This is a genomic window from Roseibium sp. MMSF_3247 (assembly GCF_030733765.1).
In the GTDB taxonomy this organism is placed as follows: domain Bacteria; phylum Pseudomonadota; class Alphaproteobacteria; order Rhizobiales; family Stappiaceae; genus Roseibium.
The window spans coordinates 125,732-146,847 of the sequence record NZ_JASHII010000004.1 but is presented as its reverse complement, the minus strand read 5'-3'; the positions used below and the strand labels follow the sequence as shown (position 1 = coordinate 146,847).

At 57.2% G+C, this 21,116-nt stretch carries 18 protein-coding genes; 14 read left to right on the top strand and 4 right to left on the bottom strand.

Going from position 1 to position 21,116, the window contains the following annotated elements; all coding sequences use genetic code 11:
* Positions 1-249 precede the first annotated feature (249 nt).
* The 5 genes from RBB44_RS14600 (at position 250) to RBB44_RS14580 (ending at position 4,151) form a co-directional block, all read left to right on the top strand.
* Entirely contained in the window at positions 250-1,248 is a 999-nt protein-coding gene (locus tag RBB44_RS14600; protein ID WP_306148446.1) for an SH3 domain-containing protein, read from the top strand.
* An 89-nt stretch (positions 1,249-1,337) separates the two neighbouring features.
* Positions 1,338-1,811, top strand: a complete 474-nt coding sequence (locus tag RBB44_RS14595; protein ID WP_306148445.1) for a hypothetical protein — start codon at positions 1,338-1,340, stop codon at positions 1,809-1,811.
* Positions 1,812-1,955: 144 nt separating this feature from the next.
* A complete protein-coding gene (locus RBB44_RS14590; RefSeq protein WP_306148444.1) occupies positions 1,956-3,152 on the top strand; it encodes a lytic murein transglycosylase in 1,197 nt (398 codons plus the stop codon).
* Complete coding sequence (locus RBB44_RS14585; RefSeq protein WP_209175014.1) at positions 3,152-3,499, top strand: SMR family transporter; 348 nt, start codon at positions 3,152-3,154, stop codon at positions 3,497-3,499. The genes RBB44_RS14590 and RBB44_RS14585 overlap by 1 nt, the downstream gene beginning before the upstream one ends.
* 76 nt (positions 3,500-3,575) lie before the next feature.
* Complete coding sequence (locus RBB44_RS14580) at positions 3,576-4,151, top strand: hypothetical protein (RefSeq protein ID WP_306148443.1); 576 nt, start codon at positions 3,576-3,578, stop codon at positions 4,149-4,151.
* Positions 4,152-4,200: 49 nt separating this feature from the next.
* On the opposite strand, the gene RBB44_RS14575 is transcribed toward RBB44_RS14580, so the two are convergent.
* Together RBB44_RS14575 and RBB44_RS14570 are read right to left on the bottom strand one after the other, a co-directional pair.
* On the bottom strand, positions 4,201-4,752 hold the full coding sequence (locus tag RBB44_RS14575) for a cupin domain-containing protein (protein ID WP_306148442.1): 552 nt from the start codon (positions 4,750-4,752) through the stop codon (positions 4,201-4,203).
* A 108-nt stretch (positions 4,753-4,860) separates the two neighbouring features.
* The gene (locus RBB44_RS14570) at positions 4,861-5,565 is read right to left on the bottom strand and encodes a metal-dependent hydrolase (RefSeq protein ID WP_306148441.1); all 705 of its coding nucleotides are present in this window, start codon (positions 5,563-5,565) and stop codon (positions 4,861-4,863) included.
* A gap of 236 nt (positions 5,566-5,801) precedes the next feature.
* Between RBB44_RS14570 and RBB44_RS14565 the strand changes: the two genes are divergently transcribed.
* The 4 genes from RBB44_RS14565 to RBB44_RS14550 all read left to right on the top strand — a co-directional run bounded on the left by RBB44_RS14565 (position 5,802) and on the right by RBB44_RS14550 (position 11,452).
* Positions 5,802-8,210 carry an EAL domain-containing protein gene (locus RBB44_RS14565; RefSeq protein WP_306148440.1) on the top strand — a complete coding sequence of 803 codons (2,409 nt, stop codon included), beginning with the start codon at positions 5,802-5,804 and terminating at the stop codon, positions 8,208-8,210.
* Positions 8,211-8,363: 153 nt separating this feature from the next.
* Positions 8,364-9,827: a hypothetical protein gene (locus RBB44_RS14560; protein ID WP_306148439.1), complete on the top strand. Its 1,464-nt coding sequence runs from the start codon at positions 8,364-8,366 to the stop codon at positions 9,825-9,827.
* Positions 9,828-9,967: 140 nt separating this feature from the next.
* Positions 9,968-10,453, top strand: coding sequence for a Holliday junction resolvase RuvX (gene ruvX / locus RBB44_RS14555; protein ID WP_306148438.1), 486 nt, complete (start codon positions 9,968-9,970; stop codon positions 10,451-10,453).
* Positions 10,454-10,525: 72 nt separating this feature from the next.
* Entirely contained in the window at positions 10,526-11,452 is a 927-nt protein-coding gene (locus tag RBB44_RS14550) for an AEC family transporter (RefSeq protein WP_306148437.1), read from the top strand.
* Here the strand turns inward: RBB44_RS14550 and RBB44_RS14545 are convergent.
* Complete coding sequence (locus tag RBB44_RS14545; RefSeq protein WP_306148436.1) at positions 11,449-13,128, bottom strand: acyl-CoA dehydrogenase family protein; 1,680 nt, start codon at positions 13,126-13,128, stop codon at positions 11,449-11,451. The genes RBB44_RS14550 and RBB44_RS14545 overlap by 4 nt on opposite strands.
* Positions 13,129-13,383: 255 nt before the next feature.
* On the opposite strand from RBB44_RS14545, the gene RBB44_RS14540 reads away from it, so the two are divergent.
* Together RBB44_RS14540 and RBB44_RS14535 are read left to right on the top strand one after the other, a co-directional pair.
* Complete coding sequence (locus RBB44_RS14540; protein WP_040452157.1) at positions 13,384-14,340, top strand: aspartate carbamoyltransferase catalytic subunit; 957 nt, start codon at positions 13,384-13,386, stop codon at positions 14,338-14,340.
* A 19-nt stretch (positions 14,341-14,359) separates the two neighbouring features.
* Positions 14,360-15,661: a dihydroorotase gene (locus RBB44_RS14535; protein ID WP_306148435.1), complete on the top strand. Its 1,302-nt coding sequence runs from the start codon at positions 14,360-14,362 to the stop codon at positions 15,659-15,661.
* A gap of 18 nt (positions 15,662-15,679) precedes the next feature.
* Here the strand turns inward: RBB44_RS14535 and RBB44_RS14530 are convergent, their stop codons facing one another.
* Positions 15,680-16,243: a peroxiredoxin gene (locus RBB44_RS14530; protein WP_306148434.1), complete on the bottom strand. Its 564-nt coding sequence runs from the start codon at positions 16,241-16,243 to the stop codon at positions 15,680-15,682.
* A gap of 149 nt (positions 16,244-16,392) precedes the next feature.
* Between RBB44_RS14530 and plsY the strand changes: the two genes are divergently transcribed.
* The 3 genes from plsY to topA all read left to right on the top strand — a co-directional run bounded on the left by plsY (position 16,393) and on the right by topA (position 21,099).
* Positions 16,393-17,055 carry a glycerol-3-phosphate 1-O-acyltransferase PlsY gene (gene plsY, locus RBB44_RS14525; RefSeq protein WP_306148433.1) on the top strand — a complete coding sequence of 221 codons (663 nt, stop codon included), beginning with the start codon at positions 16,393-16,395 and terminating at the stop codon, positions 17,053-17,055.
* Positions 17,052-18,188, top strand: coding sequence for a DNA-processing protein DprA (gene dprA / locus RBB44_RS14520; protein WP_306148432.1), 1,137 nt, complete (start codon positions 17,052-17,054; stop codon positions 18,186-18,188). Before plsY ends, dprA begins: the two co-directional genes overlap by 4 nt.
* Before the next feature lie 175 nt (positions 18,189-18,363).
* The gene (topA, locus tag RBB44_RS14515) at positions 18,364-21,099 is read left to right on the top strand and encodes a type I DNA topoisomerase (protein WP_306148431.1); all 2,736 of its coding nucleotides are present in this window, start codon (positions 18,364-18,366) and stop codon (positions 21,097-21,099) included.
* Positions 21,100-21,116 lie beyond the last annotated feature (17 nt).

The window sequence follows — 21,116 nt, the reverse complement described above, 5'->3', positions numbered from 1 at the left end:
CCGGAAAAGATGGACAGATTGCCCGATCAAGCACCACTCACCCGGCGACCAGTGTGCCAGCCACAGGTTATGTATTTGCAAACGCCTCGAACCTTATGGGGTTGCAACCCATCGCGAGAATTGCCGGAAATTTCCGCAGAGCCGCCGCAATCCAGCCCGCATGACGGCGCATTGGCCGGGCTTATTGGGCAGGTCTCCAACATGGCGATCGCTCCGCGCGTGCCAAACCGCAAACTCATGGAGGGCTCAATGGTAAAAGTAACTGCCCAAACCAACTCTTGCGAACCTCAGTCTGAGGGCACACCGGACAATGCAACACAAGAAACGCAAGACACAATAACCACGACAACAACTGCAAACGCTGCCACCGAAGACAATCAAAACGACCCCAGCGCCCTGGCGGCTCGCATTCTGCAATTGAGTGCAGATTTTGAAACAAAGATGCCTCAGCAGCCTAAAAAGCCGGCACTGAAGGGATCGGATGAGACCCCCTTGGATATGCCGGAGGTTCTGACCGCAGATCCAATGGATGACTGGACACCGCGTCCAAGACGGCGACGTGTGAGCCGCGCCTTGCCCGTTCAGTATGGACCGTCATTCAAAGCGCTGGCAGTGAGTACGGTTCTGCTCGCTCTTGCAGGTACTGGTGCCATTGCGCTTGGCTTGCCGGATTTGATGGTGGGGGGTGAACCGGATGTCGTCCAGGTCGAAACCCAAACAATAACAGCGGTTCCTAAGGGTGATCTCATAGACTCGGTTTCGAATACTCCGTCTACCGTTGCGTCACCGGAAACCCCGAAGACGTTCACAAAAGCGCAGGACCGAATCCATCAGGCCTTTGCGGAAACAGAGACAAACGGCGACACACCGACAAATGAGTTGGCGAACCGGGCGATGGCGTCTTTGGATCGGGCCGCGATTGCGCGAAGCGTAGCAAGTTCTGAAACAACAGCTGCGCGGACAGTGTCAGCGAGACGGAGTACAGAAACAGCTCCACAGGCCCTTTCAACGTCCGAACTGCAGCAAGCAGCTGGAACGCCGCTCGCGCCGTCTGTTTCGAGCGACGAGACAAAAGGAACGATCACGGCTTCTGTCAATCTGCGCGCAACTGGAACCAAAAACGGCACAATCATCGGGATTGTGCCGGAAGGTTCAGAAGTCAGCTTCAACGACTGCGGAAAGTGGTGGTGTGAAGTCATTCACGACGGCAAGACGGGCTTTGTCGGCCAGAAATTTGTCGACAGGTAACGTGTCCAATGGGCAACGCTGCAGGTAGAAGCTTGTTAAGGCGTTGCCCTTAAACTCAATTCCCGGATCCAAAAGCGGGAGGCCCCGGCATGCGAACCACTTTCAGTCGCACTCTTTCCCACAGCGCACTTGTGGTGCCGCTTCTGCTGTTTGCTGTCTCTCCGTCCAAGGCAGACGGTACAGACTGCGTGGTCTACGCAACGGATTATGCCAATGCGCACGTTGGAAGCGGTGACATGGTTGGTGATGCTGTTTCGGGTGGCATGACCGGTGCCGTTATCGGTGGGCAATGGAACCCATTGACTGGGGGCGCTGCCCGCGGCGCACGCACAGGCGCAGCCCTTGGTGTGTTGAACAATCTCGGCTCTGTTCCTCAAGGCTGGCAAGCACTTTATGATATGGCTTACCAAATCTGCACCCAGCAGAATTCTGGTTCTAGTGCAGCTCCTTATGGTGCAGGTGTCATGCCCAACTGCCGATCAAGCGCCAGCGTCGACGGTCCATCAGAAAGGTCTCCCGACGGTGGTTTGATGGTCGGCTCAGGCGGCCGAAACTGCCGCTAACCAGTGCAGCCCGCTGCGTCTTTGGTGGATGAAACAGGGCCTCCTTCTGGAAACGGTTGACCTTGCCAGAAAAGCACACTCAACTGATCGCAATTTTGTGCCAAAAAGCACCCTCAATTGATCGTTGACGACAAGGACTGGTTCATGACCCGCCCCCCTTTTCCATTGAAGCCATTTGCACTTGCCGCGCTGACAGGCCTCGCGCTGATGACTACCCCGGCTGCGGCCCAACAATGCGGCGGTGACTTTCAATCATTCCTTGCCGGCGTGAAACAGGAAGCCGTTGCCAAAGGCCTATCCGCAAGCGCCGCAGATCAGACACTCTCTGGTGCGCAGATTGACCGGAAGGTCCTGTCGCGCGACCGGGCGCAGGGCGTCTTCAAGATGACGTTCCTGGATTTTTCCAAGCGCGTGATCTCAAGCTACCGGATGAAAAACGGCGCTGCCAACGTGCAAAAATACGCCAGTGTATTTGACCGTGTTGAGCGCGTATATGGTGTTCCAGCGCCTGTCATCACCGCTTTTTGGGCACTTGAAACCGACTTTGGCGCTGTTCAAGGCGACTTCAATACGGTCAACGCGCTCGCCACGCTCGCACACGACTGCCGCCGGCCTGAACTCTTCCGACCTCAGTTAATTGCTGCGATCGAGATGGTTCAGCACGGAGATCTGGACCCACGGAACACCACGGGAGCCTGGGCGGGCGAAATCGGCATGGTTCAAATGCTGCCCGAAGACATCATCAAGTTCGGCAAGGACGCTGATGGAGACGGCCATGTCCGGCTGAAAGCCAGCGCCCCTGACGCGATCCTGACAGCCGGTGCCTTCATCAACCATCTAGGCTGGCGTCCCGGCGAGCCGTGGCTGCAGGAAGTCACCGTTCCTCAAAACCTGAACTGGGCCGAAACAGGCCTTGGCAAAACGAAGTCAGGCGGCGACTGGGCCGCGCTGGGGGTTCAGCCGCGCTGGGGCCAGATTTCGGGGAATTTGCCTGCGTCTCTTCTGCTGCCGCAGGGCCGCAAGGGTCCGGCTTTTCTGGCATATCCGAACTACAACATTTACTTGGAGTGGAACCAGTCGTTCATCTACACGACGTCGGCGGCCTACTTCGCGACGCGCCTTGCCGGGGCCCCGCGTTACAACGCGGGCAATCCGGACCAGGGCCTGAATGACGCTCAAATGAAGCAGCTGCAGACCAAGCTGAGCGCATTAGGATATGATGTCGGCAAGATCGACGGGATTTTGGGCGCCGGAACGCGCGGTGCAGTCCAGCAAGTCCAGCAACAACTCGGCATGCCTGCAGACGCTTGGCCAACCCCGGCCCTGTTGAACAGACTCTGATGCCCGCTCCAACCGCTGCCACCTATCTGTTCCTCGCTGCGGCCATAACCGCCGAAGTCATCGCAACATCGGCCTTGGCCAGAACCGAGAATTTCACCCGGTTCTGGCCAAGCATCATCACGGTTGTCGGCTACGGCATTTCGTTCTGGTGTCTGTCCTACCCAATCCGCGTCCTGCCCACCGGCATCGTCTATGCGGTCTGGTCTGGCGCCGGGATCGTGCTAATCACTATGGTCGCCTGGCTGGTCTTCGGCCAGAAATTGGACCTGCCTGCTGTTCTCGGCCTCGGCCTGATCCTTGCCGGCGTGATCGTGATCAACGTTTTCTCAAAATCGGTCGGTCACTGAGCCACCAACCAGAGATTGACATGAGCCGGCGCCCAACCCACTCTGGTTTTGTTCTATGCCGGAGGGGGAAACCGCCATGGACGAAGATGGTGTAAATAAGGATCTGATCGTCCGCGGCCTGGTGACGGTCGCCGCGTTGGCGATGGTCGCCGTGAGCATCGTTTATCCAGACAAGATCACCACCGAAGCACTCGTGTTTTGCGGTATCGCCGTTTTGCCTTGGGCGGGATCCTTCGTGAAGTCTTTCAAAGTCGGCAAGGATGGTCTGGAGGCCGAGCTGCATGAACTCCAGCGGGAGCTGCACCAGACCAGCGATACCGTCTCCGCCATCATCGAAACGACCGCGGAAACCGAGGAACCTCCAGCCGTCACACCAGAGCCTTCGACGCTATTGGAAACCAGCGCGCCAGACCTCATCGATGAGAATTGGCGGAAAATCCTGACTGCATTGGTCAGCGACAAGTACAGCTTCCGAACAGCAACCGGAATTGCGAAATCGAGTGGCCTGAGTTTGAGCCAGGTTCGCCAAATTCTGCCCGAGTTGCGGGAAGAAAATCTTGTTCGGGAATTGAGCCGGACATCCCAAAGCCGTCAGCTTGGAAAAACACAGCCGCTGTGGGGTATCACAGCGGCTGGTCGTCATTTGATCTAATTGTTTGCTTCAAGGCTCGCATCAGCCGGCAGTTTCAGTTTCCAGTCACTTACTGGATCTTCGGCGCATCACTGCCACCCGGAGCTTCTTCGAGCACTGTTGCCTTGCCATCGTCGCCTAGTAGAAACACCGCAAGAATTCTCGCAGGACCATCGCCTGTGTTTACGCCGCGATGCGTGACATTCATTGCTTCAAGAAGCCCCTCACCTTCGCGGTAGATTTTCTTGCCAATCCCCTCGTAGGTCACGGTAATTTCGCCTTCGAGGATATAGGCATAAAGAGGCGCATGATGCTGGTGCCAGTCTGTTTCCTCGCCAGGGGCCATGGTGACAACCAACGAATGGATCGACGGATTGTTTTGCGGAAACTTAATTTCCTCGCCCGCTACGGTCTGGTTGCCGGAAAACACCTCACGTACTGCGTTGTAAGGCGTCTTGGCAGCCTCTTCTTTTTCAATGGCTGCTTGAGATCCGGGTTTTGCAGCTGGTTGTGACGGGGCCGGTTTGCCGTCTGGTGTAACTGACTTGTCAGCCGCAAAGCTGATGGGCATTCCAACGGTCACTGCCAGTCCAAGGCTTGCTATCCATAACGCCAGCCGCATGTTTCCTCCGATCAAATAAACTTCTGTCTTTGTCCGATAGCGTTTCGGAAATCAGCCCATAGGCGGAGCTTCGAAACATCTGGAAGAACCCAGAAAACGCAAGACCTATCAAATCTCTATGAAGTCTCCGGGTGCCATAGCGGCCACCTTGCCGCTGTGTTCTCCCATCGCTGTCAGGAATGCGTCCGTGTTCTGATCCAGAATCGGGAACGTGCCATAATGGCAGGGCACAATTGTGTCGAATTCAAAGAAGCGCTGACAGGCCATTGCGGCCGTCTTTCCACCCATCGTAAACCGGTCTCCAACGGGAACAAGACCGATCTTCGGCTGGTAGATTTCATTGATCAATGCCATGTCGGAAAAAATGTCGGTATCGCCCATGTGATAGAGGACTTTCTGGCCGGGCACTTCAACGATGATGCCATGTGGGTTGCCGAGATAAATGGCTTCGCCGTCGGTCTGCTTGGAGGAGGAATGATCCGCGCGGACCATGCCAACCCGGAACGGCCCTGCATCAACCATGCCGCCCGAGTTCATCGGATTGATGTTTTCGATCCCCTGGCGTGTTGCCCACATGCAGATTTCGAAATTGGCCGTCAGCTGCGCACCAGTTTCCTTCAGTATATCGATTGAATCCCCAATGTGGTCGTCATGGCCATGTGTCAGGATGATGTGTGTTGCACCTTCCGCTGCTTCCTTCGGGGTTATGGCGTCAGGAAACATCGGGTTTCCGGTCAAAAATGGATCAAACAAGATGGTGGCAGCGCCGGTTTCAAGTTTGAATGCGGAGTGTCCATACCAAGTAAGTTTCATGTCCCTGTAACATCCTGCTCGATATCATTAATGACGTTTGCAGACAGTGCCCTGCAAAATTACAGTGTTGAGTTTCCGTATGTTAACATAAAGCCGCTTTTGCTACGGTGTTGCAAGACGGACATATTACGACCTGGAATTTTGGACGGGAAGATCGCGGAAGACGATAACCAAATTAGACAAGGCAAGAAGCCGGGCGCTGATCAGGGCGCTTTGTGCAATCCAAAGGACATCAGATGAAGATCAGAAGTTATGTGATTTTCTGTTTTTTGCTTGCTGCTCTTTTGCCGACGATCATCTTCAGCGTTTGGTCCTATCGGGAAACCGTTGCTCGTGAGCTTGCAGATGTTCAGGACCGGCACCTGCTCCTTGCCAGGAAAGCAGCCGCGACGCTGGATCATTACCAGCAAAACCTGGTCGCAGCCGTGGAGGCAATCGGAACTTCAGCGAAGTCGAGTGAAACATCCGGCGCCTACAGCCGTCTCTTTGAACAATTGTTCATTGCGTGTGTTGGAATTACCGACAAGCGGACCGGGCACACCGAGTACTTCTTCAAAACGGGGGTCTCGGGAGAAGGCCATATTGAAGACGCTACCTTAGAAACCCTTCTCGGCAATTCAAATCCGGATCAGCCGGTGTTCTCAAATGTCTTGCCTGACAAAGAGGGGCGCAACCGGATCTATCTTGTCATTGAACAGAGCAATCAAACGCTCATTGGGGTGATCAAGCCAGACTATATCGTTGCACTCGGCGAAAGCATTGTCTTCGGTGAGAAAGGGCACGCGGCCATCGTCGACAGCTCGGGAACTGTGATCGCCCATCCAAGAGACGAATGGATTGCGTCCAGGAAAAACATCTCCGCAGTTCCGGTCGTCGCGCAAATGATGGACGGCAACAGCGGAGTTGGCGAGTTCTATTCTCCGGCAGTTGAGAAGCAGATGATTGCCGGCTTTGCAACGGTGCCCGGTCCGGGCTGGGGGATCATGGTTCCCCAACCGATCTCAGAAATCCACGCCAAGGCAAGCCAGGTTCTGTATTCACTCCTTCCGGTGCTCGGGATGGCACTCGTATTCCTCGTGTTTATCGGACTATTCCTAGCGAGGTCCCTGTCGCGTCCCATCGAAGAACTTGCCCATGCAATGCATCTTGGCGCGTTGAACCAGAAACTGTCTTCACTGAAAATGCCGAAAAGCCTCATGCGCTTCCGCGAGACCGAGGAAGTCTGCGACAGCTACAACACGATGGTGTCCCGCATATCGATGGCGAGCGCACAAATCGAAAAACTGGCCTTCAGTGATCATGTAACCGGACTGCCGAACCGGGATCATCTGCATCTTCAGGCAACATCCATCCTGGAAGAAGCAATCAGTCCAAAGCGTGGTGGGATCATTCTGCTGATCGATCTGGATGATTTCAAAGAGATCAACGATCTTTATGGCCATCTTGCCGGCGATCAACACCTGAAGGCGTGCGCTGAGACCCTCTCCAAGGTGGCTGGGAATACAAAGGTGAGCGCCCCCGAGGGCAAACCCTTCGCCCCGCCGATTGTGGCGCGCATCGGCGGCGACGAGTTCATCGTCATGATCCAGGGGTTGATCGATGATGAGGAGATCGAAGCGTTTCTGGCCCAAGTCCGCAATGCGTTGGCAGAGCCGATTGCCGAGCTCAACATTACTCCAGGTGCAAGCATCGGCTGCGCGAAATTCCCGAACGACGGCGTTGAGTTGATTGAGCTGATCAAGCGGGCCGACATTGCCATGTACCACGCAAAAAGGTCGGGCAAGAACAAAACCCAAGTCTATGCACCGCATATCGGGACGAAATCTGTCTCCGAGATCCGGCGTGACCTGACCGCAGCGATCGAGGAAGAAAAGCTCTATCTGGAGTACCAGCCAAAAATCTGCACGCGGCGGCGCAAGGTGATTAGCGTCGAGGCCCTCGCCCGGTGGGAACACCCGGAGTTCGGGCTCTTTATGCCGAAGTTCTGGGTCCCTAGCCTCATGGGCTCTAATGCCATGCCGCGCCTTGGCGAATGGGTCATGAAGACCGCTATGAAGGACCTCAACAGGATCCAGTCTGAAGGGCATGATCTTTGGATGTCCGTGAACATCGGCACCGACCACTTTATCTCAAAGGGTTTCATAAGCAACGTTGAAGCGATCCGGAATGAACTGAACTTTGATCCAGGCCTGCTTGAGATCGAAGTCACGGAAGACACGCTTTTCAGTTCGGAAGAAAAAGCCGTCGATGCGTTCAACCAGCTGCACGATCTTGGCTACAGGGTCTCTATCGACGATTTCGGCCGCGGCTATTCGAACATTGCCCGGCTCGCGAACCTGCCGGTTGATTTCTTGAAGATCGATCAGTCCATCATTGCTGGTGCAAGTGATGACCCACGCATTGGCACGATCATGGCCTACACGCTTAAGATGGCGAAAGAGCTCGATTGCAAAACAGTGGCAGAGGGCATTGAGACCGAGCAACAGGCGGAATTCGCGAGCAGATTGGGCGCGGACTGCCTGCAAGGTTATTTCTTCACGCCGAGCCTTCAAGTCGGCGAACTGTTAAATTGGCTGGATGCTCAGCCCGGACCAAACGGTCATCCCTATTTGCGCGAAACAGATGATGCAGTCGCTCAGGCCTGACCGGTTGTCTGGTCCTTTTTCCGAAAACTCTCTTTAAGCAGGAAACTGAATTTCAACTGCGCCGTGCCAGTGTGTGATTGGACCTATCGCTCGTGACTTGGCCAATCAATGCGGCCTCGCTGCATAAGAGACTGAATCCTCAAACTATTTGACATGGCAAAACTTTCTTCAGAAGAAATTTTCCAGATCCTGCTGGGCACCGAACACGCCGGTAACTCCGCAACGGTTTACCGGGTTTCCTTAGCTGTCCCGAATTCGCTTCTGGGCCAAAGTCAGGGTGGCAACAACAGCGGCTTTTCCTTTGGCATTGTGCAGCTGGATGCCGGATCCAATAGTTTTGCGCAGTCTGCTTTGACATCGATCCTGCAGACAGCACGCGACACCGGCAGCCTGACAAGCTCTCAATTCACGCATTTGAGCCAATATGTCGGTGCCAGCCGGCCGGACTTAAATCCAGACCTTGCGTCCACATATGCTGCAGACCGGGCCTTTTTGAACGACACCATTTTTGACAAGCAGTACGCTCGGGACATCGTCGATCAATACAGCCAGCTTTATATCGAGAGTTCGCTGCTCCCAACGCTGACAACCTTTCTCAACACAATGGAAGACCGCTGGGGCACAGGTACTGCGTTCAACAGCAGCCATCCGGATTACGCATCGGCTCTTGCGATGATCACTTCAGTCGCAAACCGGTTTGGCTCCATCCGCGAAACTACAGCGCATTTTCTGGAAACCGAGCCGAGCAGTCTGGCAGTCTTCAAAGCAAGGTTTGATCAGCTCGCAGCGACAACCGTCGTCGAACCAGAGGATTGGGATCTTGTACTGATTGGTGCCGATCTATGGCAAAGCACCTTTGGAACAACGAACGGAGATGACATCCTTCAAGGAACGGCTGGAAATGACAGCTTGTTCGGCGGGAATGGCAATGATCAACTCACCGGCGGCCTTGGAGATGATGTCCTTGATGGCGGTAACGGTACCGATACTGTCGTGTTTTCGGGAACCCGGGAACAATATGCCATATTCACTGGCAGCGACGGACGGATCATGGTGGCCGATACCGTTGCCAACCGGGATGGCCGGGACATCACGGCAAACTTTGAAACGATCCAGTTCTCCGGCGCCACACTCGACATATCAACCGCTTTGATCGAGCCGTCTGACACGGACAACAGCGCTTTTCAGATCTACCGGTTCTACAACTCCGACACGGGCGCACATTTCTTCACATCGAGCATTGAAGAGCGCAACGCGGTGATCGAGACGCTGCCGAGCTTCGTCTACGAGGGCAACAGTTACGACAGCAACGTCGCTGCAAGTGATGGAACGGCCGTGTATCGATTTTATAACTCAGACACCGGTGTTCATTTTTACACCGCGTCAGAGGCAGAGCGCGATACGGTGCTGGAACAATTGCCGAGCTATTCGCTGGAAGGGATCAGCTACTTCGCATCGCCGGATGACAGCAACGGCGGACAGGCGCTCTACAGGTTCTACAACACATCCAACGGAACTCATTTCTACACCGTCTCTGAAGCCGAACGGGATTCGATCATACAAACGCTGGGTCACTACTCCTACGAAGGTGTCGCATACTTTGTTGAATTTGCCTGAGAAACTTTGCTGAGGTGAAGGCCTTGTCCGCGCTTAAGATCGACGGTTTGAGACGTCGGTGCCACTGACCAAGCCTGTAAACTTCTTCCATCTTCAACAACAGACTGGATTGGCGGCGCCCTTGCTGATAAAGGCCAGCCATGGCTAACGACCCCACGCTTTCCCTGGAAGACTTCATTGCCGCGGTTCCAGACCGCACACGACTGATCGGCCTCGATCTTGGCACAAAGACCATCGGTCTTGCGCTCTCCGATCTCGGCCGCGGTATTGCGAGCCCGATGGAGACAATCCGGCGGAAGAAATTCACACTGGATGCCGAGCAGCTCTTGAAGATCTGCAGCGAACAGGGTGTCGGAGGTCTCGTGCTCGGTCTTCCGCTCAACATGGACGGCACGGAAGGCCCGCGCGCGCAAGCCACACGGGCCTTTACGCGAAACCTCGCGCCCAAGACCGATCTGCCCATGACTTTCTGGGACGAACGCCTCTCGACAGCTGCAGTGACCCGAACACTTCTCGAAGCGGATTCAAGCCGGGCCAAACGCGCCGAAGTCGTCGACAAGATGGCCGCCGCCTACATCCTTCAAGGCTTCCTCGACCGGCTCGGTTTCATGGGACTCGACACCTGATCTTTTTCCCTCCTCAGCGCCGGACGCCAGATCTGCTGGTGACCGGCGCGATCTGATGAAAACCCTTTTCCTATGCAAATGATATTCTTCGCCCTCGCCCCGGTCATCCTCGTGATTGCCTCCGGCTACCTGCTCGCGCGCGCCAATCTGATCAGCGGCGAACAATGGGTGGGCGTCGAACGTCTTGCCTATTTCGTTTTGTTCCCAGCCGTTCTGTTTCGCACGATAGCTCTCGCCGACTTTTCAAGCGTCCCGACCTTCGACATGGGTGCTGCTCTCTTGTCTGCGATCGTTACGCTTGCTGTTGCGCTGCTTGCCGCGCGGACATTGATCGAGAGGATCTGGGGTATCCCAGCCGTCCGTTTCACTTCGATCTTCCAGGGTTCTTTGCGCTGGAACGCCATGATCGCTCTTGCGCTAGCCGCCAACATCGGCGGTCAAACGGCACTCGCCATGCTGGCGGTGGCGATGGTGTTCATGATCCCCATCCTGAACGGCGCCAGCATCGTTGTCCTGTCGTGGTATGCCAGCGGAACCACACCGAATTTTTCAAAGATCCTCAAAGACCTTTTCACCAATCCGTTCATCCTGTCGATTTTTGCCGGCGTCTTGATGAACCTCAGCGGTCTGACCATGCCGACAATCGTTGATGATACGCTGGAGATTTTCGCGCAGGCCGCCCTGCCGATCGGCATCATCTGTGTGGGTGCTGGACTGGATCTAAGCTCACTCCGCCGTCCAGGCCCCGCACTCACAATGGGCACCTTTTTGCGGCCGGTCTTCATGCCGTTGCTCGCCTACCTGTTTGCGAACCTTTATGGCGTGACCGGCCAGGCACTCACCGTCATCATCATCGCCTCAGCCGTGCCCTGCGCCAGCAACTCTTACCTCCTCGCCCGCCAGCTTGGCGGGGATGCCAAACTGATGGCCGAAATCATCACGCTGCAGACACTCGCCGCGACCGTGACCATCCCGCTAGCACTTCTGCTCTTTACTTAAGCTGCCGGCGGATAAAGGGTTTCAACAATGCCCGCAGCATCAATGCCGGCCGGCAGAATGCCGTAGGTCGAGCGCCAACCGCCAGAAAGCCGCGTTTTTGCAAAGGCATCTGCAACATCATCCAACTGCAATTCCTTCAAAGCTGCAGCAGCTGCTGTCAGGGCAAAGCGTTCCGTTAAAACTCGGGCATGAGCCGGATCTGCCAGCGCCTGCGCGGCAAGGTTGGGCAAGCCGCTGCACGCCGCAGTCAGTGACGCACCCCCGCTTTTCGAGAGTTCACCCAGCACAAGGTCTGGCGCTTCGGGATGGCGGCCGAGCGCACGCAGAACATCCAGCGCCATGACATTGCCAGATCCTTCCCAGATCGGATTGACCGGCGCATCCCGGTAAATACGGGCCATATCAAAATCTTCGACATAACCATTGCCGCCCAGACACTCCATGGCCTCGTAAGTCAAGGCAGGCCCCGTCTTGCAGATCCAATACTTGATCGCAGGGGTCAGCAACCTGGCATAAGCAGCCTCAACCGGATCTGCCTCTGCCTTCGCTGCCGCTCGCGCAAGGCGCAAGGACAGCGCCGTGGCTGCAGCCACATCCAGTGCCATGTCGGCGAGGACTGCGGTCATCAACGGCTGGTCGATCAAATAGGCACCGAACGTTTTACGGTGACGGCAGTGGTGGACGGCACGGCTGAGCGCTGCCCGCATCTGCCCGGCTGAGCCCAACGCACAATCAATCCGGGTCGGCGTCACCATATCGATGATGGTTGCAATGCCCCGCCCCTCGTCGCCGAGCAGATATCCCTCCGCGCGATGGAATTCGACTTCTGAGGAGGCGTTCGATTTGTTGCCGAGCTTGTCCTTCAGGCGCTGAAAACGCAGGCCATTGACCCGGCCGTCGGACAAAATCCGCGGGATCAGAAAACAGCTCGGTCCATTTGCTGTCTTTGCCAGCACAAGGAATGCATCACACATGGGAGCTGAGAAGAACCACTTGTGCCCAGTAATCGCGTAGCTTCCATGATTGCCAGCCTCGGCCGTCGAGGAAATGGCCCGGAGATCGGTTCCGCCCTGCTTTTCCGTCATGCCCATGCCGATGGTGATGCCGGTTTTTTCATGCATCGGGAGGAAACGGGGATCGTAGGTTCCGGTTTGCATCTTCGGCAAAAAGTCTGCACAAACATCGGGATACCGCGTCATTACAGCCGCTGCCGCGTTTGTCATGGTAATCGGGCATGTGTGCCCCGTTTCAGCCTGTGACGTCAGCAAGAACTTGGCAGCGCGCGCGACTTGGGTCGATACACCGCCGTCCAACAGCGCGCTGTGTAACCCGGCAGAAAAGCTGTGCGCCATCAGATCATGATAGGCCGGATGGAATTCGACCTGATCCGACCGGCGGCCATGGCGGTCATGGGTTTTAAGGGCGGGGAGATGGATGTTCGCCTGCCGCCCGAGCTCCAGAAACGCTTCAACTCCCACCTCGGCGCCATGAGCAAGGACATCCTTCAACTCCCCGGCTGAAACATTCCCGGAGACTGCAGCCAAAAGAAGCGGATCACCCGCCGCCAGATTGGACCCGCCATATGGTGGGGCCTGGTTGAAAACGTCATGCGTTGCAAAGGCTTCCACCCCGGCGTCGCTTGAGGTCTGGACAGCTTCGCTCAGATGGTTTGCCATGACGTTTCCTCCTCCCGATGAGCACTTTACTGCCCTTGTCAGTTTACGTAAGCGTAACAAGATAGTGGAAATCAATGCAACCACCGACCGTTGTGCAGTGCGCACGCGGGCCGATTGACGCTTGGTCAGTTTGAAAAATGCACCGCTTTCGAATTTGACCATTTGATCAAAGTCTTAGTCTGCATGTGGACAGCGGGCAGAGACCTGATTCCGGCCTTGTGTGCAGCCCCGTTCCACCTTAAGAAGATGATCTCGATGAGCGAGCAAGAATCCTATCGAGACAACCCTTTCCCCCATCGTCATTTGCTGGGCATTGAGGGTCTTCACCCCCACGAAATACTGGGCCTTCTGGACCGTGCCGAAGAGGCCGTGGAGATTTCCCGGCAAGTGCACAAGCGCAAGCATGTGCTGCAGGGCCGAACACAGATCAACCTCTTCTTCGAAGCCTCGACGCGCACACAAAGCTCGTTCGAGCTGGCCGGAAAACGTCTTGGCGCGGATGTCATGAACATGGCGGTCTCCCAGTCGTCGGTCAAAAAGGGCGAGACCCTGATCGACACGGCTGCGACCCTCAATGCTATGCACCCGGACTTGCTGGTAGTCCGCCATCATGCAGCCGGCGCGGTTCATCTGCTGGCCCGGAAGGTTGGCTGCGCGGTGGTCAATGCCGGCGACGGCCCGCATGAGCACCCGACACAAGCGCTGCTCGACGCACTGACCATCCGCCGTCACAAGGGCAAGATCGCCCGTTTGACGGTGGCAATTTGCGGCGACATTGCCCATTCGCGCGTTGCCCGTTCCAACATCATCCTGTTGAACGCGCTCGGTGCCCGGGTCCGGGTGATCGCCCCGTCCACGCTCCTGCCCTCCGGGATCGCCCAAATGGGCGCGGAGGTTTATCAGGACATGCGCGAAGGGCTGAAAGGCGCGGACATTGTCATGATGCTGCGCCTGCAGCGCGAGCGCATGAACGGGGCCTTCATCCCGTCCGTCCGGGAGTACTACCGCTATTATGGTCTTGATGCGGAGAAGCTGTCGCACGCCAAGGACGATGCGCTCGTCATGCATCCCGGCCCCATGAACCGCGGTGTCGAGATCGACCCTGCAATCGCCGACGGGCCGCAAAGCCTCATCCGCGAACAGGTCGAAATGGGCGTTGCCGTACGTATGGCCGTGCTTGAAGCGCTCGCCGACAACCTACCAACAGCTTGAACCCCAGAGGACAAACACCGTGGCACTCGACACACCCAAACCTCTGGTTCTCTCAAACGCCAGAGTGATTGATCCGGCGCGGGATCTGGACGCCCCCGGATCGATCATCATCGCCGACGGCACTATCCTTGCCGCCGGGCCGGAAGCCGCCAATCAGGGCACGCCTTACGGCGCCGAACTCATCGACTGCAAGGGCGCCATAGCCTGCCCGGGCCTCATCGACATGTGCGTGTCGGTCGGAGAACCCGGCGCAGAACACCGCGAAACGCTCGCAAGCGCCTCGGAAGCCGCTGCAGCAGGCGGCATCACTACAATCTGCACCATGCCGGACACCGATCCGGTGATCGATGATCCAGCGCTGGTCGACTTCATCCACCGGCGTGCCCGCGACACGGCGAGCGTCAACGTTCTACCGCTTGCCGCCCTAACCAAGGGTCTTGAGGGCGTTGAAATGACCGAGATCGGGCTGTTGAAGGAAGCTGGTGCGGTCGCCTTCAGCAACGGCCACAAGTCCGTGCAGAACCCGCAAATCTTACGCCGGATCATGACCTATGCCCGCGATTTCGATGCGCTTGTGATCCACCACACCGAAGACCCTGCCCTTGCCGGCGGCGTCATGAACGCCGGGCTCAATGCAAGCTGGAAGGGCCTCTCCGGCGTGCCGCGCGAGGCTGAAATCATCATGCTGGAGCGCGATCTGCGTCTCGTTGGCATGTCCAAGGGCAAATATCATGCGAACCTGATCTCGACGTCTGACAGCGCCGATATCATCCGCACCGGGAAAGGCCGGGGGCTGAACATCACGGCAGGGATTTCGATCAATCACTTGACGCACAATGAAAACGACATCGGTGCCTACCGCACCTTCTTTAAGATGTCGCCGCCCTTGCGCGATGAAGACGATCGGCAGGCGATGATCGCCGCGATTGCAGATGGGACCATCGACATCATCTGCTCCAATCACGACCCGCAGGACGTGGAAACCAAACGCCACCCCTGGGCGGAAGCTGAAGACGGCGCGATTGGCCTTGAAACCCTGCTTGCGGCGAGCCTGCGCCTGTACCACGCAGAACAAGTGGAACTGAAAACATTGCTTGCAGCGATGACATGCAATCCGGCAGACCGGCTTGGACTGGAAACCGGACGTCTTTCAAAAGGCGCGCCGGCCGATGTCATTGTCTTTGACCTCGACCGCCCCTGGGTTCTGGAAAAGAGCGCCATCCGTTCGCGCTCCAAGAACTCCCCGTTCGAAGACGCCCGCTTCTCCGGCCGCGTGATGCGCACCGTGGTCGGCGGAAAAACCGTCTTTGCGCATGGGTAAGTGATCGTCTGATTGATGTCAGGCCTGGTTCTCCTCCAACCACGCCATGACATCGGCAGCATTCCGGTCGGGCGGAAATACCGGATAGAACGCCTTGATCACAACGCCGTCCCGAACGATCAACGTCAGGCGCTTTAAAAGCGTCTGACCATCGGCTTCGAAGGACGGCAGATCAAGGGCACGCGTAAAGGTCAGATCCGCGTCCGACAACAGCGGAAACGGCAAATGAAGCCGCTCGACGGCCTCCACCTGATAGGCGGTCGATTGGGTGGACAGACCGAAGATATGAGTGGCCCCGAGGGCCGAAAGCTCTTTGAAATGATCCCGGAATGCACAGGACTGCGGCGTGCAGCCTCGCGCACCGGGGATCATGTCCCAGCCGTCCGGCAACGGCACGCCCGGCTGCCCTGTCTTGGGGTAGATGTAAATCACGCTGGTTCCGGTTAGATCCGCCAGCTGCAACTTGCTGCCGTCCGTAGCCGCCAATTCCAGCGGAGGCAGCGCTACACCCTCAACACGCGCAGCCGTACCGTCATCCTCTGGTGCCGGCAATTTCGACCAGTCCACATCTGTCAGGCTCACGGGTTTTCTCCAGATTTCGCTCGTGCTTTACATGAATTCCAAATCTGGAATTGCCCTGCAAGATGGCAAGGTTATAAGTTGTGCGCAAATACCGCGATGACTGTTATCGATAGCAGCAATGTTTTCTGGATGGGAAGAAACACCGAAAAATGCCTGATCCGATCAGCTGGGAGTTTGCCTGGCCCTATTATCTGGCCGCCCTCGCCTTTGGCTATTTGCTTGGCACCATTCCGTTTGGTCTGATCCTGACAAAACTTGGCGGGCATGGCGATATTCGGAAGATCGGCTCCGGCAATATCGGCACAACAAATGTGCTGCGCACCGGCAGCAAGAAACTGGCGGCCGCAACGCTTCTGGGCGATGGGCTGAAAGGTACGGTCGCGGTTCTGATTGCAGCCCGATTTGGGCCGGATACAGCCTTGATTGCCGGTTTCGGCGCGTTTTTGGGTCACCTCTTCCCGCTCTGGCTGAAATTCAAGGGCGGCAAGGGCGTTGCCACCTATCTTGGCATTCTGCTTGGCCTTTATTGGCCGATGTTCCTGATCGCGGCCCTCACCTGGGTCGGTATGGCTTTTGTTTTCCGCTATTCCTCCCTCTCCGCGCTGACCGCCTCGGCCGTCACGCCCATTATTTTGTATTTCGGCTTCAGCCAGTATCAGCTGGGCGAGATGTTTCTGGTGCTCACCCTCTTGCTCTGGGCCAAGCATCACGAGAATATCGGACGGCTCCTCAAAGGACAGGAGAGCAAGATCGGCAAGAAATCGAAACCGGCAGAGGCTTCGGCATCCGAGCCGCCCCCGGGAGACGGGTGAGCCGGCTGGCGGACGATAAAACCCTTCGCCTCTCGGAGGCCCAGCGTCTTGCCTGGCTTCGTTTAATACGCTCTGAAAATGTTGGCCCCACCACGTTCCGTGACCTTCTGAACCACACCGGGTCTGCCGAAAAAGCTCTAGAACGTCTTCCAGAGCTCTCCAGGCGGGGCGGCAAGAAAAGCTACTGGCTTTGCACACAAGACGACGCCGAAGCCGAACTTGAGGCCCACGTCCGGTCCGGTGCCCGCCTTGTGGCCCTTGGCGAGCCGGAGTATCCGCCGCACCTGCGGCACATCGACGGCCCGCCGCCGCTGTTGTCCGTAAAGGGGGGATCCGTCACGGCCCGGCCCAAGACGCTGGCGATCGTCGGGGCCCGCAATGCCTCGCTGTCGGGCCGGAAACTCGCCGCAATGTTCGCCCGGGATCTTGGAACCTCTGATTTCGTCATCGCCTCCGGTCTTGCCCGCGGCATTGATGCTGCTGCGCACGAAGCAGCGCTTTCAACGGGGACCGTGGCTGTCTTTGCCGGCGGAGTAGATGTGCTCTACCCGAGTGATCATGACCGCCTCCTTGCGGCAATTCTTCAAACTGGCGGCGCGGTGATCAGCGAAATGCCGTTTGGTTGGAAACCGCGCGGGCGCGATTTTCCCCGACGCAACCGGCTGATTTCTGGTGTTTCGCTCGGCGTGATCGTAATCGAAGCGGCCAAGAAATCCGGATCACTTCACACGGCGCGGTTTGCGCTGGAGCAGAACCGGGACATTTTCGCAGTTCCCGGCTCCCCACTTGATCCGCGCTCGGACGGGGCCAACAGCCTCATCCGCCAGGGCGCAGCATTGGTGACAAACGCCAAAGACGTTCTGGAGGATCTCGGCGGCCGGATCGAACCTGTCCTGCCCTTCGATCAGGACTTGAATGAACCGGACAAGGACCTCTTTTCGGTCGCTCAGGAACCGGATGAGAGCTTGCGCGCCCGCATCATCTCTGCCCTTGGCCCCACACCAGTCGATCTGGACGAACTGATCCGGTTTGCGGACGTGCCGCCGCGGATGGTGCACATCATTTTATTGGAGCTGGAACTTGCGGGACGTCTGGAACGGCACCGCGGCAATAAAATATCGCTGCTTTTGTAAGGATATTTTCCCCATATATGTCAGTGTATAACCTGTCTGCAAAACGGACAGCTTGACCCCGGTCGCGCAAAGGTCCATTTGACACGCGGCGCATGATCCGTGATCGTCTGCGCCACAAAACCAGCTTCTCTCCCGGGCAAACTCTTCCGTCCCGGCACAAAAATTTTGGGTAAGAATGAACGTCGTCATTGTGGAATCGCCGGCGAAAGCCAAGACGATCAACAAGTATTTGGGCTCGGATTATACCGTTCTGGCCTCTTATGGTCATGTGCGGGATCTGCCCCCCAAAGACGGTTCGGTCAAACCCGACGAAGACTTTGCCATGAGCTGGCAGGTCGATAGCAAGTCCCAGAAGCGGCTGAGCGAAATCGCCAGCGCGGTCAAGGATGCCGACCGCCTCATTCTCGCAACTGACCCCGACCGCGAAGGGGAAGCGATTTCGTGGCACGTTCTGGAAGTTCTCCAGAAAAAGCGCGTTTTGAAAGACAAGCAGATCGAGCGGGTGGTGTTCAACGCGATCACCAAAAAGGCAATCCTTGAGGCGATGGATAATCCGCGCCAGCTGGATACACCGCTTGTCGACGCTTACCTCGCCCGCCGTGCGCTCGACTATCTGGTAGGCTTTACCTTGTCTCCTGTTCTGTGGCGCAAGCTGCCGGGCGCCCGTTCTGCCGGCCGTGTGCAGTCTGTGGCGCTCCGCCTCATCTGCGACCGGGAAATGGAGATCGAGACCTTTAACCCCCAGGAATACTGGTCGATCTTCGCTGGGATGAAGACACCGGCCGGCGATGTGTTCCAGGCAGGTCTGACCGGCTTTGACGGGAAGAAAATTGGCCGCCTCGACATCAAGACGGGCGACGAAGCCAGCGCCATCAAAACGATGCTGGAAAGCGCCAGCTTCAAGGTTGACAGCGTTGCCTCCAAGCCGGCCAAGCGCAATCCGGCAGCGCCCTTTACCACCTCGACCTTGCAGCAGGAAGCGTCTCGCAAGCTCGGCTTCTCTGCCTCGCGCACGATGCAGGTTGCTCAAAAGCTCTATGAAGGCATTTCCATCGGCGGCGAGACCTCCGGCCTCATCACCTATATGCGTACTGACGGCGTCTCGATTGCAGGCGAAGCGATTGCCGCGGCCCGCTCGGTCATCGGACAGGATTTTGGGGACAAATACGTTCCGGAAAAGCCACGCGCCTACTCCTCCAAGGCCAAGAACGCGCAGGAAGCCCACGAGGCGATCCGCCCGACCGATCTGGCCCGCCGCCCGAAAGATGTCGCGGCGTTCCTCGACCAGGATCAGGCCAAACTCTATGAGCTGATCTGGAAGCGGACCATGGCCTCCCAAATGGAATCGGCCGTTCTTGAGCGCACCACGATTGAAATTCTTGCGGACGGCTCCGGCAAGCGTGCAAATCTGCGCGCGACCGGCTCGGTTGTCCGCTTCGACGGTTTCCTGGCGCTTTATCAGGAAAGCCGAGACGATGATGATGATGAAGGCTCCAAGCGCCTGCCGGCCGTTGATCAGGGCGCGGCGCTGACCGCGACCTCCATCGACGGCACCGCAGAGCCGATTGAATCCTCCCAGCACTTCACCACCCCGCCGCCGCGCTACACCGAGGCGAGCCTGGTGAAGAAGATGGAAGAGCTCGGCATTGGCCGCCCGTCCACCTATGCCTCAACGCTGCAAACCCTGCGCGACCGGGAGTATGTGGAGCTGGAAAAAAAGCAGCTAGTGCCGCAGGACAAGGGCCGGATTGTCACCGCCTTCCTGGAAAGCTTCTTCCAGCGCTACATCGAATTTGATTTCACCGCGAGCCTGGAAGAACAGCTCGACAAGATTTCCGCAGGCGAATTGTCCTGGCTGGATGTCTTGAAAGACTTCTGGACGGCCTTCTCAGGCTCCGTTGACGAGATCAAGGATCTACGCGTTGCGGAAGTCATCGATGCACTGAATGAGCTGCTCGGGCCGCACATCTTCCCGGAAAAGGAAGACGGCTCCGATGCCCGTAAGTGCCCGGCCTGTGACACCGGAAGGCTGTCGCTCAAAGTCAGCCGCTGGGGCGCTTTCATTGGCTGTGAAAACTATCCGGAATGCGGCTATACCCGCCAGCTGGGGAAGCCGAACGGCGAAGACGGCGAAGCCGATGACGGCCCGAAGGTGTTCGGTGAAGATCCGGAAACCGGCTTGGAAGTCTCGCTGCGCACAGGCCGCTTTGGCCCTTATGTTCAGCTCGGCAATGAGGCCAAGCCGAAACGCTCGTCATTGCCCAAGGGCTGGTCGGCCGTGGACATGGATCTTGAAAAGGCTTTGCAGCTGCTGTCGCTGCCACGCGAAGTCGGCGAGCATCCGGAAGACGGCAAGATGATCACGGCCGGACTTGGACGCTATGGCCCGTTCGTGTTGCATGACGGCACCTATGCGAACCTCTCCTCGCCGGACGAGGTGTTTTCCGTCGGCATCAACCGAGCAGTCGATGCCCTGGCAGAAAAACGCGCCAAGGGTGGCGGACGCCGGGGTGCTGCAGCAACCCCGCTGAAAGAGCTTGGCGAGCATCCAACCGAAGGCGGACCGGTCAACGTCTATGACGGCCGCTATGGGCCTTACGTCAAGCACGGCAAGGTCAATGCGACGCTACCCAAGGACACCGCTCCGGAAGCGGTGACCATGGAACAGGCTGTGGATCTGATCGCGGCTAAGGCGGCCAAGGGCGGCACCAAGAAAAAGGCGGCCGCCAAGAAAACCACGGCGAAAAAGACAACAACCAAAAAGGCAGCGGCCAAGGACGGTGAGGAAAAGACCACCGCCAAGAAGCCTGCTGCTAAGAAAACGGCAGCCAAGAAGACAACGGCAAAATCCGCGGCCAAGGCCAAGGTAGACGCATCGTCTGAAGAGGTGCCCTGGGACGATCCCTCTTGAGCGCCAAACGCATAAAC

Excerpts from the sequence above, each read along its gene's own strand:
- topA (WP_306148431.1), top strand. The coding sequence starts at position 18,364 with ATGAACGTCGTCATTGTGGAATCGCCGGCGAAAGCCAAGACGATCAAC.
- RBB44_RS14585 (WP_209175014.1), top strand. The coding sequence starts at position 3,152 with ATGCCCGCTCCAACCGCTGCCACCTATCTGTTCCTCGCTGCGGCCATA.
- RBB44_RS14550 (WP_306148437.1), top strand. The coding sequence starts at position 10,526 with ATGCAAATGATATTCTTCGCCCTCGCCCCGGTCATCCTCGTGATTGCC.
- RBB44_RS14560 (WP_306148439.1), top strand. The coding sequence starts at position 8,364 with ATGGCAAAACTTTCTTCAGAAGAAATTTTCCAGATCCTGCTGGGCACC.
- RBB44_RS14590 (WP_306148444.1), top strand. The coding sequence starts at position 1,956 with ATGACCCGCCCCCCTTTTCCATTGAAGCCATTTGCACTTGCCGCGCTG.
- plsY (WP_306148433.1), top strand. The coding sequence starts at position 16,393 with ATGCCTGATCCGATCAGCTGGGAGTTTGCCTGGCCCTATTATCTGGCC.
- RBB44_RS14580 (WP_306148443.1), top strand. The coding sequence starts at position 3,576 with ATGGACGAAGATGGTGTAAATAAGGATCTGATCGTCCGCGGCCTGGTG.
- RBB44_RS14595 (WP_306148445.1), top strand. The coding sequence starts at position 1,338 with ATGCGAACCACTTTCAGTCGCACTCTTTCCCACAGCGCACTTGTGGTG.
- RBB44_RS14575 (WP_306148442.1), bottom strand. The coding sequence starts at position 4,752 with ATGCGGCTGGCGTTATGGATAGCAAGCCTTGGACTGGCAGTGACCGTT.
- RBB44_RS14600 (WP_306148446.1), top strand. The coding sequence starts at position 250 with ATGGTAAAAGTAACTGCCCAAACCAACTCTTGCGAACCTCAGTCTGAG.
- ruvX (WP_306148438.1), top strand. The coding sequence starts at position 9,968 with ATGGCTAACGACCCCACGCTTTCCCTGGAAGACTTCATTGCCGCGGTT.
- RBB44_RS14540 (WP_040452157.1), top strand. The coding sequence starts at position 13,384 with ATGAGCGAGCAAGAATCCTATCGAGACAACCCTTTCCCCCATCGTCAT.
- RBB44_RS14565 (WP_306148440.1), top strand. The coding sequence starts at position 5,802 with ATGAAGATCAGAAGTTATGTGATTTTCTGTTTTTTGCTTGCTGCTCTT.
- RBB44_RS14545 (WP_306148436.1), bottom strand. The coding sequence starts at position 13,128 with ATGGCAAACCATCTGAGCGAAGCTGTCCAGACCTCAAGCGACGCCGGG.
- RBB44_RS14570 (WP_306148441.1), bottom strand. The coding sequence starts at position 5,565 with ATGAAACTTACTTGGTATGGACACTCCGCATTCAAACTTGAAACCGGC.